Origin of the sequence: Sinomonas gamaensis (assembly GCF_005876955.1) — a bacterium.
GTDB classification, from domain to species: domain Bacteria; phylum Actinomycetota; class Actinomycetes; order Actinomycetales; family Micrococcaceae; genus Sinomonas; species Sinomonas gamaensis.
In genome coordinates this window covers 165270-179680 of record NZ_SSCL01000001.1, presented here as the reverse complement: position 1 = coordinate 179680, position 14411 = coordinate 165270, and the positions used below count along the sequence as shown (strand labels likewise).

The window sequence follows — 14411 nt, the reverse complement described above, 5'->3', positions numbered from 1 at the left end:
TTCGAAGGAGCAACCATGAGCAAGCACTTCGTGCCCGAGAACCTCCCCACGCACCTCCAGCACTACATCGGCGGCAAGCGCGTCGACTCGATCGGCGGAGAGACGTTCGAGGTCCTCGATCCCGTCACGAACACGACCTACGCGACCGCCGCCTCCGGCCAGAAGGCCGATATCGACGCCGCCGTCGCCGCCGCCACCGAGGCCTTCGAGAACGGCCCGTGGCCCCGTATGAAGGCCCGCGCCCGCGCCAAGGTGCTCTTCGCGATCGCCGACGCGGTCGAGGCCCAGGAGGACCGGCTCGCCGAGCTCGAGACCTTCGACACCGGTCTCCCGATCACGCAGGCCCGCGGCCAGGCGCTCCGCGCGGCGGAGAACTTCCGCTTCTTCGCGGACCTCATCGTCGCCCAGCAGGACAACGCCCTCAAGGTCCCCGGCAGCCAGCTCAACTACGTCAACCGCAAGCCGATCGGCGTCGCGGGCCTCATCACGCCGTGGAACACGCCGTTCATGCTCGAATCGTGGAAGCTGGGCCCCTCGCTCGCCTCGGGCTGCACCGTCGTGCTCAAGCCCGCCGAGTTCACGCCGCTCTCGGCCTCGCTCTGGGCTGACATCTTCGAGGAAGCCGGCCTTCCCGAGGGCGTCTTCAACCTCGTGAACGGCTTCGGCGAGACCGCGGGCGATTCCCTCGTGAAGCACCCCGGCGTGCCGCTCATCTCCTTCACGGGCGAGTCCTCGACGGGCCAGCTCATCTACCGGAACTGCGCGGAGAACCTCAAGGGCATGTCGATGGAGCTCGGCGGCAAGTCCCCCGCCGTGGTCTTCGCGGACGCCGACCTCGACGCCGCGATCGACTCGACCCTCTTCGGCGTCTTCTCGCTCAACGGCGAGCGCTGCACCGCCGGCTCGCGCATCCTCGTCGAGCGCAGCATCTACGACGAGTTCACCGAGCGCTACGCCGAACGTGCCAAGAACATCGTGGTCGGCGACCCGCACGACCCGAAGACCCAGGTCGGCGCGCTCGTGCACCCCGAGCACTACGAGAAGGTCATGAGCTACGTCGAGATCGGCAAGTCCGAGGGCCGGCTTCTGGCTGGCGGTGGCCGCCCCGAGAACCTGCCCGAGGGCCAGGAGAACGGCTCGTATGTCGCGCCGACGGTGTTCGCGGACGTCAAGCCGGACGCCCGCATCTTCCAGGAGGAGATCTTCGGCCCGGTCGTCGCGATCACCCCGTTCGACGACGACGACGAGGCGCTTTCGCTGGCCAACAACACCAAGTACGGTCTCGCCGCCTACGTGTGGACCAACGATCTCAAGCGCGCCCACAACTTCGCCCAGTCGATCCAGGCCGGCATGGTCTGGCTCAACTCGCACAATGTCCGCGACCTGCGCACGCCGTTTGGCGGCGTCAAGGCCTCGGGCCTCGGCCACGAGGGCGGCTACCGCTCGATCGACTTCTACACCGACCAGCAGGCCGTGCACATCACGCTCGGCGACGTCCACACGCCGAAGTTCGGCGCCTGACCTTATCTCGAAGAGGAGAGATTCCATGAGCACCATCCCCACCCCCTCCGTCCCCGCGCCGGACATCGTCCGCTGCGCCTACCTCGACCTCGTGGTCACGGACCTGAAGAAGTCACGCGACTTCTACGTCGGCCTGCTCGGCCTTCACGTGACGTACGAGGACGACGAGGCGATCTACCTGCGCTCCTTCGAGGAGTTCATCCACCACAACCTCGTGCTGCGCAAGGGCCCGATCGCCGCCGCCGCGGCCTTCGCCTTCCGGGTCCGCACCCCCGAGGACGTGGACAAGGCCGAGGCCTACTTCAAGGAGCTCGGCTGCCGGACCGAGCGCCGCAAGGAGGGCTTCGTCCGCGGCATCGGGGACGCCGTCCGCGTCGAGGACCCGATCGGGTTCCCGTACGAGTTCTTCTACGAGGTCGAGCACGTCGAGCGCCTCCACATGCGCTACGACCTCTACTCGGCTGGGGAGCTCGTGCGCCTGGACCACTTCAACCAGGTCACCCCGGACGTCCCCCGCGGCCGCGCCTACCTCGAGGGCCTCGGCTTCCGCGTCTCCGAGGACATCAAGGACTCCGAGGGCACCACCTACGCCGCCTGGCTCCACCGCAAGGACACCGTGCACGACACCGCGCTCACCGGCGGCGACGGCCCGCGCCTGCACCACATCGCCTTCTCCACGCACGAGAAGCACAACATCATCCAGATCTGCGACAAGATGGGCGCCCTGCGCATGTCGGATCGGATCGAGCGCGGGCCCGGCCGCCACGGCGTCTCGAACGCGTTCTACCTCTACATCCTCGACCCGGACGGGCACCGCGTGGAGATCTACACGCAGGACTACTACACGGGCGACCCGGACAACCCCACGATCACCTGGGACGTCCACGACAACCAGCGCCGCGACTGGTGGGGCAACCCCGTGGTCCCGTCCTGGTACACCGAGGCCTCCCTCGTGCTCGACCTCGACGGCAACCCGCAGGAGGTCATCAAGCGCGAGGACAAGTCCGAGATGGCCGTGACCATCGGCGCCGACGGCTTCTCCTACACCCGCCCCGGCGACGAATCCGGCTCCTACCACGGCGAGGCCTCCAAGGGCTTCAAGCTCGGAAGCCAGGTCTGAGCATGCTGGACGCGCGCACCATCGAGGCGATCGCGGACGAGCTCGTGGAGGCGGGCCGGACGCGCACGCCCGTCCCGCTCCTGCACACCCGCTACGACGGCATGGACATCGAAGACTCGTACGCCGTGCAGAAGCTGTGGGCCTCCCGGCTCGAGGCGCAGGGAAAGCGGGTCGTGGGCCGGAAGATCGGCCTCACGTCCAAGGCCATGCAGGCCGCCACCGGCATCACGGAGCCCGACTACGGCGTCATCTTCGACGACATGGTCCTCGAGAACGGCTCGGTCGTGGAATGGAAGCGCTACACCCATCCGCGCATCGAGGTCGAGCTAGCGTTCCGGCTCAACCAGGACCTCAAGGGCCCGGGCGTCACGCTCTTCGACGTCCTCGACGCGACCGACTACGTAGTCCCGGCCCTCGAGATCCTCGATTCCCGGATCGAGATGCAGGGCCGCACGATCGTGGACACCATCTCGGACAACGCCGCTATGGGCGCCATGGTGGTGGGCGGGCGCCCGGTGCGGCCGCACGACGTGGACCTCCGCTGGATCTCGGCGCTCCTGTACCAGAACCAGGAGATCGTGGAGACCGGCGTGGCCGCGGGCGTGCTCAACCACCCGGCATCGGGCGTCGCGTGGCTCGCCGACAAGCTCGCCCAGCACGGCCAGTCGCTCCGCGCCGGGGACCTCGTGCTCGCCGGCTCGTTCACCCGGCCCATGTGGGTCTACGAAGGAGACACCGTCTACGCGGACTACGGGCCACTGGGGACGGTGACATGCCGTTTCGTCTAGAACCCGAACGGACCTTCCGGCACGCCCTCGAACAGGCCGGAGACCACCAGAACAATCACCAGAGCACCGCGAAGATCGGCCTCTGGGTCTGCTCCGGCAGTCCACTCGTGGCCGAGATCATGGCCGGATCGGGCGCGGACTGGCTGCTCATCGACGCCGAGCACAGCCCGAACTCGCTCGAATCCGTCCTGGCACAGCTCCACGCGGTCCACGGCTACCCGGTGCTGCCCATGGTCCGCCTGCCGTGGAACGACGCCGTGCTCATCAAGCAGTACCTCGACCTCGGGGCGCAGAATCTGCTCATCCCCATGGTCAACGACGCCGAGCAGGCGCGGGCCGCCGTCGCCGCCGTGCGGTACCCGCCGCACGGCGTGCGCGGGGTCGGCTCTGCCCTCGCCCGCGCCGCGCGCTGGAACCGGATCCCGGACTACCTCGCCCGGGCCGACGAGACGATCTCGCTCGCGGTGCAGATCGAGACCGCCGAGGCCGTGGAGAACGTCAAGGACATCCTCGCCGTCGACGGCGTCGACGCGATCTTCATCGGCCCCTCGGACCTCGCTGCCTCGATGGGCTACCTCGGCCAGCAGGAGCATCCCGAGGTGACCTCCGCCGTCGAACGCTGCCTCGCCGCCGCCCAGGAGGCGGGGAAGCCCGCGGGCGTCAACGCCTTCGTCGAGGCGACCGCCCGCCGCTACATCGACGCCGGCGCGCGCTTCGTCCTGGTGGGAGCCGACGTCGCCATCCTCGCCCGCTCGAGCGAGGAGCTCGCCGCGCGCTTCGCCCAGACCCCTGGGAAAGCCGACGGCGGCGAGCGCCCCGCCAGCTACTGACGCGCGCCGCCCGGCGCGGGCAGGCTTCAGCTCTGCCCGCGCCAGAGGCGCTGCCACCACGGGCGCTGCCTCCTCAGCAGCTCCGCCTCAGCGGCGGCCTCCTCCTCAGCCTGCCGCGCCGCCGCCGTCTGCTCTTCGCGCCGCTCCCGCCAACGCTGAACCTCGCCGTCGACGTCCCTGGTCTTCGTCACGACGGGAGGGCCGCCTTCGAGCTGGCGGCGGGCGTCGACCACGCGGGCGTTGAAGTCCTCGACGGCATCGCGGACTTCCTTCTCGGTGAACAGGGCATCGAGGCGTTCGTCGAGCTGGCCGTCCTCCACGCGCAGGAGGAGCGCCTTCGGCCCAAGCCCGGTGAGATGCTCGCGCTGGATGAGCCCCTTGATCCACCAGTCGGGGTCGTGCGTTCCGCTGAGGCCCGGGATCGGCTTGCCGGCGTACTTCAGGTTGTCGAATTCCCCGCGGGCCATGGCGTCTCGGACCAGATAGTCGGCACGGCGGGCGGAATCGAACCTGAGGCGCTTCTTCCGCAGCTCCTCCTGGCGCTGCTCCTCTGTGCGCTCCGCCTCAGACAGTTCGGAATCGTTCTCCCCCGCCTGGGCGGCCCGCAGCTCCGCCAAGTGTTCGAGTCGTCTCCGGAGCTCGTCCCCTCCCCTGTGGTTCACCCCATCGACGATACTGAGATTATGGCCGCGCCGCAGGAGGACAGCGCCACCGAGAACGGCCGCTATGCCGACCGCGCTGAAGCTGGCCGTGTGCTCGCGGGAGCCCTGCGGGCCGAAATGCCCGCTCTCGCCAATGCGCTGGTCCTCGGGCTGACCCGTGGGGGCGTTCCGGTCGCCGCGGCGATCGCACGCGAGCTAAGCCTCCCCTTCGACGCGGTGCCTGCACGCAAGCTCGGGATCCCGGGGCACGAAGAGGTGGCCTTCGGAGCGATCGCCTCGTGCGACGGCCACCGCTGCGCTGATCTGGACCGCCCCCTCATCCGCCGATTGCTTGCCTCCGGCTTCAGCCCGGCGTCCCTCGACAAGGTGCGCGATCGGGAGTTCGCCGAGCTCGGACGCCAGGAGCGCGTCTTCCTGCACGGCCGCTCCCAGGGCGCGGCGGGCCGCAGAGTGATCCTGTGCGACGACGGTGCGGCCACCGGGGACACGGCGCGTGCCGCGGTGGGAGCGGTGCGCGCGGCGGGGGCCGCTGTGGTCGTCCTCGCCCTGCCCGTGGCTCCTCCCGCCGCGGTGGAAGATCTCGCGGCGGTGGCGGATCGGGTAGTGTGCCCGCGCCAGCCGCTAGTGTTCCTCTCAGTCGGCGGCGCCTACGAAGGCTTTCCGCAATGCAGCGACGAGGAGGTCCAAGACCTCCTCGCCGTACGTGGCTGAACCTGCAAGGGCCGAACCTACGTGGACTCGCCCGGTGGGCACCGCTACTTGCCCTACCGTGGCGAGTCCACGCGGTTTCATAGTGGCTGGCTCCGCAGCCCAGAGACAGGCCCTTGTGCCCTAGTGGCTCGGCTGGTCGCCGTCGTCCTCGCCCAAGTGGTGGACCGCCACGCCTTTCTCCACGCCGTGGCCGATCCGCTGATATAGCGCCGGGCTCACGCGCCGCAGGCGCAGGGCCCAGGCAACTCCGGCGATCCCCGGGAGCACAATGAGCGCCGGGAGGACGAAGCTCAAGGCACTGGGCTCGGTCTGCCCGAGCAGGACGTCGAAGTTCGCCACGATGAGTCCGAAGACGACGGCCAGGGACACTGCGCCGAGCGAGGGCGCGACGACAGCGGACCACGCGCCGCGGGCGAGATTCCGACGCCGCCGGAAGAAGCCGACAACGGCTGCGGAGACGATCGCCATGAGGAGCACGAGGCCCATGGCGCCCGCGTTGGTGAGCCAGGTGAACATCGTCAGGACGGGGTACAGCGGATCCGCGCCGGTACCGGCGATGGCGAATGCCACAGTCACGACGACGGCGATCCCGGTCTGGACGAGCGAGCCCGCCTTGGGCGCGCCGTGCCGGCTGGTGGCCTCGAGCCACGGCGGGAGGACGCGCTCGCGCCCCAGCGAGAAGAAGTACCGGGCCACGGCGTTGTGGAAGCTCACGAGTGCTGCGAAGAGGCTCGTGCAGAACAGGACCTGCGCGATGTCGGCGACGATCTGGCCAACGTGGCCCGAGAGGAACGTGAAGACCAGGTCCGGGCCCTGCTTGCCGGCCACGTCGAAGAGCTGGGACGGACCGGCGCCGATCGCCATCGCCCAGGACGACACAGCGTAGAAGACGGCGATCACGCCGACTGCCGTGTAGGTCGCGCGGGGAATCGTCCGCTCGGGGTCCTTGGCCTCCTCGCCGTAGATGGCCGCCGATTCGAAGCCCATGAACGCCGCGATGCCGAAGGAGAGGACCGCGCCCACGCCCGGGACGAACAGGCTGGCAGGAGACAGCGGTTCCGCCGAGACGCCCTCCGGCGCGACGGCGAACGAGACGACGTCGTACACGATCACCACGAGGAACTCGAGCGCCACGAGCGCGCCGAGCACCTTCGCCGAGAGATCCACCCGATTGACACCGAGGACCGCGACGACGGCGATGCAGACGACGACGGGAATCCACCACGGAATGTCGGCGCCGAAGCGCTCGGAGAGGAGCGACGAAACCGTGAAGCCGAACAGGCCGTAGATGCCGACCTGCATGAGGTTGTAGGACATGAGGGCCACGAGCGACACGCCAACACCGGCCGGGCGCGAGATCCCCTGCGCGACGTAGGCGTAGAAGGCCCCGGCATTCGTGACGTGCCGGCTCATCGCGGCGTAGCCGACGGCGAAGACGGTCAGGACGGCGCCCAGGATGAGGTACGACAGGGGCACCCCCAGAAGCCCCGTCACGGCGAACGTGGTGGTGACGCCGCCGGCCAGAACGGTCAGCGGCGCGGATGCGGCAATGATCATCATGGTCACCGACGCGACGCCGAGCCTCCGCTCCCGATGGTGCGCTCCCGTCGACGTCACCCCCTGCGCGTGGTGCGAGCCCGTCTCGATGCTCATGGTTCTCCAGTCGATGGTGGATGAAAAGGTGGATGCGGCTGCGGCCGCAGCACCATCGTGCTGCGGCCGCGTGCCGTGTGACTTGTCCCACAGCGAACGCTTCTTGTCCCCCAAGGAGCGGGTCCCCGGGAGCGGGCGCCTAGGCGTGGCAGTGACCGCCTTCGCGGGGAGCGGACGGCGGCACGTCCAGGACCGGGCTGCGATCGAAGAAGCCCTCCGGCCGGAGCCGGAAGCCCACGTGGTCGACGGGCATGATCGGCCAGTCCTCGGGCCTCGGGAAGTGGGTCAGGCCGAAGGTGTGCCACACGACGAGATCAGTGCCGTCGAGGTCGCGGTCTTGCGCCTGGTACGCGGGGAGCCCCGCGCCTCCCGAGTGCTGATTGACGAAGTCGCCGGTGGGATACCGCTCGCTCTCGTCGTAGCGCGTCACCCAGAGGTCCTTCGTTGCAAACGCGGCGCGGGCGGCGACCGACGACGACGGGTCGGCGAGCAGCATGGGCTGGCCCTGCGGGTGCAGCTTGTACCCGACCGGCTCGCCGAGGCGGTTGAGCGACGCGGGATTCGTGACGATCCAGGCGCGGCCGGCCGCCATGTCGGCGGTGCGGGCCGCTTCGGATTCCCGGCGGATCACGGTGCGGCGCCTCGTGAAGGCATTCCCGCGCTCGTTGCCCGGACCCATGGGGACGCGCACGGCGTCCTCTTCCTCGACGCGGTTCGGACCGCCGTCGAGCGCGAAATCCAAGCGCGCGCTGAAGAGGTGCTGGTGGAACGGCGCTCCCAGGCCCGGCGCCATCTCCGAGGCGTACTCGTAGCCCTTGCCCGGGTAGGCACTCGTGAAGACGACGCCCGTGGCCTTCGCCTCGAACTCGATGGTGCCGTCGAGGTAGAGGTACCAGTAGAAGCCGTAGTCGTAGTTGCCGATCGTGGTGAAGAAGCTGATGACAAGGCGCCGGTTGCGGCGCACGTAGTTCACGCCTGCCCACAGGTCGGAGTGCTTCGAGAGGATCGACCAGTCCTCCTCGTGCATGCAGATCCCGTTGCGGATGGTCCGCGGGTTGCCGAAGGCGTCGCTCACCACGGGGCTCAGGTAGGTGATCTCGCCGAGGCAGTCACAGCCGAGCTCGAGCGAGTTGGCGTACTGGCCCACGAGGTACTCCCCCGTGTCGAAGTAGTTCTGCCAAGACCGCACGGGCGAGGGGTCGCCGTAGGGAACCACCATCTCCGCGATCGAGGCGCGGTCCAGGATGCGGCGGCGACGCGCTTCCTGGTGGGGCGCCTTCTGGTGGGGTGTGACGTCGTCGAACGCGATGTTGTGGAGCACGAGGCCCTCGCGCACGTCGAAGCCGACGTCCAGGCTCCAGCGCTCCCACTCGACGTGATTGCCGCCGGTGACCGTGAAGCTCGGCCCCTCGGGCTGAGTGATCTCGATCGGCTTCTGGCTCGTGCGCAGCGGACCGGTGAGCTCTGGGTCCGTGAAGTTGCCGTGCTCGGCCGGAACCGGCACGGGTCCGAAGTCGAGGACCTGATCCACCGCGCGGTTCACGATGTCGATGTACGCCACGAGGCCGTCGACCGGGTGGGCCCACGGGAGATCCTCGGGGAACTCCTGCACGAAGGCGAGCCCGCGGAGGATCCGGCGGCCCTTCTCCTCCGGATACTCGAACACGCCCGCCGACAATGGGGCCACGCGGACTTTGGCGACGTCCAGATTGCGGGCCGCGAGCGCCGCGAGCCAGCGCTCGTCCGCGTTGAGGATCTCCTCGACGGCCTCGAACTCCTCCTCGAGCACGGGCAGCTCACCGGTGAGGGCGGTGTCGAGCTCGACGTCCCTGTCCACCTCGCGGCGGGTCACCGAGACCGTGACGTCGTGCGGGCGGGCGCCGGCGGTGTCGTGGAGGAAGGCACGGAAACGGCGGTCAACGGCGGCATGTCCGTCGGCGGCATCGGCATGGGTGCCTCGTGCCGGCTCCACGAGACCCAGGTACGCGACGCGGGTGGTCTCGCTCCACAGGCCGGCCTCGGCGAGGATCTCGCGGACTGCGCTGATTTCCTGGGAGGTCGCGAGGGCGTAGGCGCCGGCGAGCTCGTCTTCTTCATGGTCTGCGTGTTCTTCATAGTCTGGGCGCTGGTCAGCCGCATGACAGGCGTGGGCGCTGGTCTCGATGCTCATGGGTCCTCCGGAAGGCGGATGGGTTTTTTCTATAGACGTAGAGAATAAACCGCCTGTAAGCTGAATCACAACAGCTGTAGAAAAAAGACTTTTCGAATGAGGACGCAGAACCGATGCCGAAGATCGTCGACCATGACCAGCGCCGCATGGAGCTCGTGGACGCAACGTGGCGCATCATCGCCGAGAAGGGACTCGACGGCGCCACCATGCGCGACATCGCCGCCGAGGCCGGCTTCGCAAACGGCGCACTCAAGCCTTACTTCCCGTCGAAGGACCGACTTCTGGACTTCGCGTTCGAGCACATCTTCGCCCAGACCAACCGCCGTATGGACGCAGCCGTCGCCGGGCTCGCCGGGCGGGAGGCGCTGCGGGCGTACTGCCACGAGATCCTCCCGCTCGATGACGAGCGACGGAACGAGGCTCGGGTTGCCATCGCGTTCTGGCAGAAGGCGCTGCAGGATCCCGCAAAGGCGGCCGTCCACGAGCGGTCCATGGAGCAGTGGCGGGAATCGCTCGGCAGGCTCCTCGTTCAGGCGGGGCACGGCGGCTCAGATGCCGTCACCGCCGTCGGCGCCATCATGGACCTCGTCCTCGGGGCCCAGATCACCGCAACCCTCTCCCCCGCCCACCACTCGCCGCAGCAGCTCGTCGACCAGCTCGACTGCCTGCTCACTGCACTGATCGGAGGCACCGCATGACAGCGCCAGCCGTCGTCAAATCGCCCGGGCTCGACCTCGCCGTCGCTCACGATATCGACGCGTGGCGCCGCGCGACGTCCGACTCCTTCGTCCCGCTCAAGGTCACCGCCGACCGCGTTGCGGGCTTCCAGGGCAGTATGCGCGGCAAGAGGCTGGAGCTCGAGGACCTCAGCATGATCGAGGTCTCCGCGAGCGGGCACGCGGTGCACCGCACCGACGAGCTGATCGCGGCCTCCGACCGCAAGTACTTCAAGCTGGGCGTGCAGCTCGCCGGGACCGGACTCCTCCTCCAAGACGGGCGGGAAGCCGTGGTCCGTCCCGGTGACCTCGCCGTGTATTCGACCGATCGGCCGTACACCCTCGCGTTCGACGGCGACTTCCGCAGCCTGATCTTCATGTTCCCCCATACGGCCCTCGACCTTCCGGCCGAGGCGATGACGCAGATCACGGCGACGACGATCAGCGGCTCGAGTGGACTTGGCGCCCTCGTGAGCCCCTTCCTTCTGCGCCTCGCGGACAGCCTCGAGTCGATCGCCGGCCCAAATGGCACGCGCCTCGTCCACAATGCGCTCGACCTTGTGACCACGCTGTTCAACGGCGAGCTGGACCTGCGCGGCGCGTCCTCCAGAGACCCGCACCAGCTGCTCCTGGGGAGGATCCACGATTTCATCGAGGCGCACCTCGGCGATCCGGACCTCTCGCCCGGCTCAATCGCGGCCGCCCATTACATCTCGACGCGCCACCTCCACGACCTCTTCCGCGAAGTGGGCACCACAGTCGCGGCGTCGATCCGCGAGCGCAGGCTCGAGCGCTGCCGGCGCGACCTTCGCGACCCCGTCCTCGCTGATCGGCCCGTCACGGTGATCGCCGCCCGCTGGGGCTTCCTCGACTCGGCTCATTTCAGCCGCATCTTCCGGGCGGCCTACGGCGAATCCCCCACGGGCTACCGCGCTGGCTGAACCCGAAGCATGGTGCCCCGGTGCGCGGGACTGGAGAACCGCGAACCGGGGCACCGGAGGGAACTACGCCGCCGCAGTTGGCGCCGTTCCCTCGTCTGCGACGCCCGCCATCTCGACGACGAGCGCTTCCGTGAGCTGCCGCTCCAAGTCGCGGTGCTCCGGGCGACCGGCGAGGTTCTCAAGCTCGCCGGGATCAGCACGGTGGTCGTAGACCTCTGCCATCCCTGATCCGAAGTAGCGCGTGAGGCGGCCCTGGGCTGTGATGACCGTCCGCATCCGAACGGGCCCGGGAAGGCCCGGGAGCCCGAACGGCTGATCCTCTTCGACGAGCAGGGCCTCGCGATGCGTCCGAGCCTCGCCCCGCAGAATCCCTGCAAAGGACTTCCCCTGGATCCCGCGGAACGGCGCAGCCCCCGTGAGCTCCATGAGCGTCGGAACGAGATCCGGGCTCGAGACGAGCGCCTCGCTGCGGCGGCCGTCGCCGACCGCGTCGAAGCTGGCTGGCAGCGCGACAACGAGCGGGACATTCGTGACCGCTCGGTAATGCGAGAAGTGCTTGAGCATGAGCCCGTGATCGCCGAAGAGGTCGCCGTGGTCGGCCGTGAAGACGACGACCGTATCATCTGCGAGTCCCTGCACCTCGAGCTCGGCGAGGATGCGTCCGATCTGCTCGTCCATGAGCGTGATCAACCCGTACTGGGCCGCAGCAGCGTGCCGATACTGGTCGGCCGTCGCCGCCCAGGTCATCGTGGGATCGCTTCCCGGGCAGCCCCGACGCGCGACCATCTGCTGGATGTGCCGCGGCGACCTCGAATGATCCTGCTCGAAGCCCAGCGGCAGGGGAATGTCGTCGGGGCTATAGAGCAGGTCGTACCCCTCCGGCGGCGAGAACGGGTGGTGGGGATCGGGGAAGGAGACGAACAGGAAGAACGGTGCATCCTGTCCCGCGGCGTCCTTGAGGTGCTCCACTGCCTTTTCCCCGATGTAGGTGCTCGGGTGCAGTTCCGCCGGGATCGCGGTGCGGTACACCTGATCCCACCCCGGATACGGGGCCTTCGAGTTCTCTGGGCCCCCAACGACGTCTGGATCCAGTCCGCGCTCGCGCGCCCAGTGCAGGTAATGCCCGCCTGGATGGTCACCGTGGCCTACCACGAGATCCACGTGCCCGTAACCGTAGTAGTCGGAGGGCAGGGGGATGAACCGCTCCTCGTGGGCCCTCCGGTCTTCCCAGCGGTCCCACCCCTCCGCGCGCCCGCGCTGGCGCGCGTCGGCGGAGTGCTCATCCAGCAGGAGCGGCGCTGTCGCCCGAATCTCCTCCTGCTGTTCGGGCTCGAAGTCCCACCCCATGTTCTGATGGTGCAGCTTGCCGACGCCGATCGTCCGATAGCCCGAATCGGCGAGCGAACGCATGAGCGTGCGCGACTCCGGATCGAGCGGGATCCCATTGCAGCGCGTGCCGTGGGCTGAGGGCCATCGGCCGGTGGCGAGCGAGGCGCGATTGGGCATGCACGTCGGGTTGGCGACGGTCGCGTTCTCGAAGACGGTCCCCCGGGCGGCGAGCGCATCGAGATGGGGGGTCCGCACCACCGAATTCCCGCCGAAGCCGAGGTGGTCGGCGCGCAGCTGATCCGCGACGATCACCAGGACGTTGGGGCGTCGCTCCGGTTGCACCGGGCGCCCGGCGGCCGTCACGCGGGCCTCTTGATCAGCGCGAGCACCTCGGTGCGCTGCTCGGCGAACTCGGGCAGAGCGCGCGTGGAGATCTGGTCGCGCGGGGACGGGAGATCGACGTCGACGACGCGCAGCACGCGGGCGGGCTTGGATCCGAGCACGACGACGCGATCGGCCAGGTACACCGCCTCATCGATGTCGTGGGTCACCACGAGGATGGTCATGCCGAAGTCCTCGCGGATCCTGAGGCACAGGTCCTCGAGGTCGAACCGCGTCTGGGCGTCCACCGAGGCGAAAGGCTCGTCCATGATGAGGATCTCCGGGCGGTACGCGAGGGCTCGGGCGATAGCAACCCGCTGCTGCATGCCGCCGGAGAGCTGCCAGGGGTACTGGTTCTCAGCGTGGGAGAGCCCCACGGCTTCGAGAGCCTCGTCGCAGCGGGCCTTCAGTTCGGCCTTCGCCAGACGCAGGTGCCGCAGCGGCAGAATGACGTTCTTGCGGACCGTGAGCCACGGCATGAGCGAGCGGCTGTAGTCCTGGAACACGAGCGCCATCTCGGGCGGGGGCCCGCTGATCGTGCGCCCGTCGATCGCCGCGTACCCGGAGGAGGCAGGTTGGAGGCCGGCGAGGCACTTCAGGAGCGTCGTCTTGCCGACGCCGGAAGGCCCGACGATGCACACCACCTCCCCGGCCCCGACGCTGAAGGTGAGGTCCTCGATCACCTTCTTGCCGCCGTCGCCCTTTTGTGAAGAGGAGCCGTAGCTCTTGGCGAGGTGGACGACGTCGAGGCGAGGAGGCTCGGGGACCACGGGCGTGTCGGTCGTGGTGATGGGCGCGGTTTCTGTAGTTCTCATGATGCACGGGCCAATCTGCGGGAGCCGATATACCAGGCCAGCACCTTGCGCCGGACCAGGTCGAACAGGAAGTTGGCGGCGAAGCCGATCACACCGAGGAGCAGGATTCCGGACCACATGTCCGAGATCATGAAGCTCTGCTGGGCCAAGAGCGTCATGGCACCGATGCCCCGCGAGGGGCCGAGCATCTCCGAGGCGATCATCACCACGAACGCGGTCTGCAGGCTCACCTGCAGACCCGAGAAGATCTGCGGAGACGCCGCGGGGAGGAGGACGGCGACGACGCGGTCGCGGCGCGAGAGCCGGTAGACCTGCGCAACGTCGAGCAGTCCGCGGTCCACGGCCCGCAGGCCGTCGACCGTCGCGATGAACGTCGGGAAGAACGCCGCGAGGGCGATGCTCGCCACGCGCATCTCGGGGCCGAAACCCATGAGCGAAATGAAGATCGGAACCAGCGCCACGGGCGGGATGCCGCGCAGGAAATGGATCAGGGGATCCACGGCCCAGCGGACGGGTGCAGCCAGGGCCGTCACGAAGCCCACGGCGACGGCGGCGAGCGCCGCGATCGCGTACCCGAGAACGAGGTTCCTCAGGCTCACGAGCACGTCGGACCCGAAGTGGTCGAAGAGCCACAGGGCCCGGAACCGGTCCACGATGTCCGCGAGGGGCGGGAAGAAGGTGTCCGTGGACCCCGCCGAGGCGAGCCACCAGGCGGCCAGGAGGAGCGCCGGCGTCCCTATTCCGAGGAGCCAGAGGACAGGACGCTTGTTCATC

At 68.7% G+C, this 14411-nt stretch carries 13 protein-coding genes; 7 read left to right on the top strand and 6 right to left on the bottom strand.

Translation table 11 applies throughout. The features are described 5' to 3' along the window. The first annotated feature begins 15 nt into the window (after positions 1 to 15). From hpaE to E5679_RS00830, 4 genes are read left to right on the top strand one after another with little or no spacing between them, the layout of a single operon-like run. Positions 16 to 1521 carry a 5-carboxymethyl-2-hydroxymuconate semialdehyde dehydrogenase gene (gene hpaE, locus E5679_RS00845; protein ID WP_138413211.1) on the top strand — a complete coding sequence of 502 codons (1506 nt, stop codon included), beginning with the start codon at positions 16 to 18 and terminating at the stop codon, positions 1519 to 1521. A 25-nt stretch (positions 1522 to 1546) separates the two neighbouring features. Next, a complete protein-coding gene (gene hpaD / locus E5679_RS00840) occupies positions 1547 to 2641 on the top strand; it encodes a 3,4-dihydroxyphenylacetate 2,3-dioxygenase (RefSeq protein ID WP_138413210.1) in 1095 nt (364 codons plus the stop codon). 2 nt (positions 2642 to 2643) lie between these two features. Beyond that, positions 2644 to 3429 carry a 2-oxo-hept-4-ene-1,7-dioate hydratase gene (gene hpaH / locus E5679_RS00835; protein WP_138413209.1) on the top strand — a complete coding sequence of 262 codons (786 nt, stop codon included), beginning with the start codon at positions 2644 to 2646 and terminating at the stop codon, positions 3427 to 3429. Continuing rightward, positions 3414 to 4259: an HpcH/HpaI aldolase family protein gene (locus E5679_RS00830; RefSeq protein WP_138413208.1), complete on the top strand. Its 846-nt coding sequence runs from the start codon at positions 3414 to 3416 to the stop codon at positions 4257 to 4259. Before hpaH ends, E5679_RS00830 begins: the two co-directional genes overlap by 16 nt. 26 nt (positions 4260 to 4285) lie before the next feature. Here E5679_RS00830 and E5679_RS00825 read toward each other — a convergent pair whose 3' ends face one another. Continuing rightward, positions 4286 to 4876, bottom strand: a complete 591-nt coding sequence (locus E5679_RS00825; RefSeq protein WP_249335868.1) for a DnaJ family domain-containing protein — start codon at positions 4874 to 4876, stop codon at positions 4286 to 4288. A 66-nt stretch (positions 4877 to 4942) separates the two neighbouring features. Between E5679_RS00825 and E5679_RS00820 the strand changes: the two genes are divergently transcribed. Next, positions 4943 to 5632, top strand: a complete 690-nt coding sequence (locus E5679_RS00820) for a phosphoribosyltransferase (protein WP_138413206.1) — start codon at positions 4943 to 4945, stop codon at positions 5630 to 5632. Between the two features lie 120 nt (positions 5633 to 5752). Here E5679_RS00820 and E5679_RS00815 read toward each other — a convergent pair whose 3' ends face one another. Both E5679_RS00815 and E5679_RS00810 read right to left on the bottom strand, forming a co-directional pair. Further along, on the bottom strand, positions 5753 to 7285 hold the full coding sequence (locus tag E5679_RS00815; protein WP_138413205.1) for an APC family permease: 1533 nt from the start codon (positions 7283 to 7285) through the stop codon (positions 5753 to 5755). 139 nt (positions 7286 to 7424) lie between these two features. Continuing rightward, entirely contained in the window at positions 7425 to 9455 is a 2031-nt protein-coding gene (locus tag E5679_RS00810; protein ID WP_138413204.1) for a primary-amine oxidase, read from the bottom strand. 113 nt (positions 9456 to 9568) lie between these two features. Between E5679_RS00810 and E5679_RS00805 the strand changes: the two genes are divergently transcribed. Together E5679_RS00805 and E5679_RS00800 are read left to right on the top strand one after the other, a co-directional pair. Then, positions 9569 to 10153, top strand: a complete 585-nt coding sequence (locus E5679_RS00805; protein ID WP_138413203.1) for a TetR/AcrR family transcriptional regulator — start codon at positions 9569 to 9571, stop codon at positions 10151 to 10153. Continuing rightward, on the top strand, positions 10150 to 11112 hold the full coding sequence (locus E5679_RS00800) for an AraC-like ligand-binding domain-containing protein (protein WP_138413202.1): 963 nt from the start codon (positions 10150 to 10152) through the stop codon (positions 11110 to 11112). The genes E5679_RS00805 and E5679_RS00800 overlap by 4 nt, the downstream gene beginning before the upstream one ends. 63 nt (positions 11113 to 11175) lie before the next feature. On the opposite strand, the gene E5679_RS00795 is transcribed toward E5679_RS00800, so the two are convergent. From E5679_RS00795 to E5679_RS00785, 3 genes are read right to left on the bottom strand one after another with little or no spacing between them, the layout of a single operon-like run. Continuing rightward, positions 11176 to 12804, bottom strand: coding sequence for a sulfatase family protein (locus E5679_RS00795; RefSeq protein ID WP_249335867.1), 1629 nt, complete (start codon positions 12802 to 12804; stop codon positions 11176 to 11178). Beyond that, complete coding sequence (locus E5679_RS00790) at positions 12801 to 13637, bottom strand: ABC transporter ATP-binding protein (protein WP_138413201.1); 837 nt, start codon at positions 13635 to 13637, stop codon at positions 12801 to 12803. The genes E5679_RS00795 and E5679_RS00790 overlap by 4 nt, the downstream gene beginning before the upstream one ends. Beyond that, the gene (locus E5679_RS00785) at positions 13634 to 14410 is read right to left on the bottom strand and encodes an ABC transporter permease (RefSeq protein WP_138413200.1); all 777 of its coding nucleotides are present in this window, start codon (positions 14408 to 14410) and stop codon (positions 13634 to 13636) included. The genes E5679_RS00790 and E5679_RS00785 overlap by 4 nt, the downstream gene beginning before the upstream one ends. Position 14411 lies beyond the last annotated feature (1 nt).

What these genes read in the sequence shown, in the direction of transcription:
- hpaE (WP_138413211.1), top strand. Translation starts at nt 16, where the DNA reads ATGAGCAAGCACTTCGTGCCCGAGAACCTCCCCACGCACCTCCAGCAC.
- hpaD (WP_138413210.1), top strand. Translation starts at nt 1,547, where the DNA reads ATGAGCACCATCCCCACCCCCTCCGTCCCCGCGCCGGACATCGTCCGC.
- hpaH (WP_138413209.1), top strand. Translation starts at nt 2,644, where the DNA reads ATGCTGGACGCGCGCACCATCGAGGCGATCGCGGACGAGCTCGTGGAG.
- E5679_RS00830 (WP_138413208.1), top strand. Translation starts at nt 3,414, where the DNA reads ATGCCGTTTCGTCTAGAACCCGAACGGACCTTCCGGCACGCCCTCGAA.
- E5679_RS00820 (WP_138413206.1), top strand. Translation starts at nt 4,943, where the DNA reads ATGGCCGCGCCGCAGGAGGACAGCGCCACCGAGAACGGCCGCTATGCC.
- E5679_RS00815 (WP_138413205.1), bottom strand. Translation starts at nt 7,285, where the DNA reads ATGAGCATCGAGACGGGCTCGCACCACGCGCAGGGGGTGACGTCGACG.
- E5679_RS00810 (WP_138413204.1), bottom strand. Translation starts at nt 9,455, where the DNA reads ATGAGCATCGAGACCAGCGCCCACGCCTGTCATGCGGCTGACCAGCGC.
- E5679_RS00805 (WP_138413203.1), top strand. Translation starts at nt 9,569, where the DNA reads ATGCCGAAGATCGTCGACCATGACCAGCGCCGCATGGAGCTCGTGGAC.
- E5679_RS00800 (WP_138413202.1), top strand. Translation starts at nt 10,150, where the DNA reads ATGACAGCGCCAGCCGTCGTCAAATCGCCCGGGCTCGACCTCGCCGTC.
- E5679_RS00790 (WP_138413201.1), bottom strand. Translation starts at nt 13,637, where the DNA reads ATGAGAACTACAGAAACCGCGCCCATCACCACGACCGACACGCCCGTG.
- E5679_RS00785 (WP_138413200.1), bottom strand. Translation starts at nt 14,410, where the DNA reads ATGAACAAGCGTCCTGTCCTCTGGCTCCTCGGAATAGGGACGCCGGCG.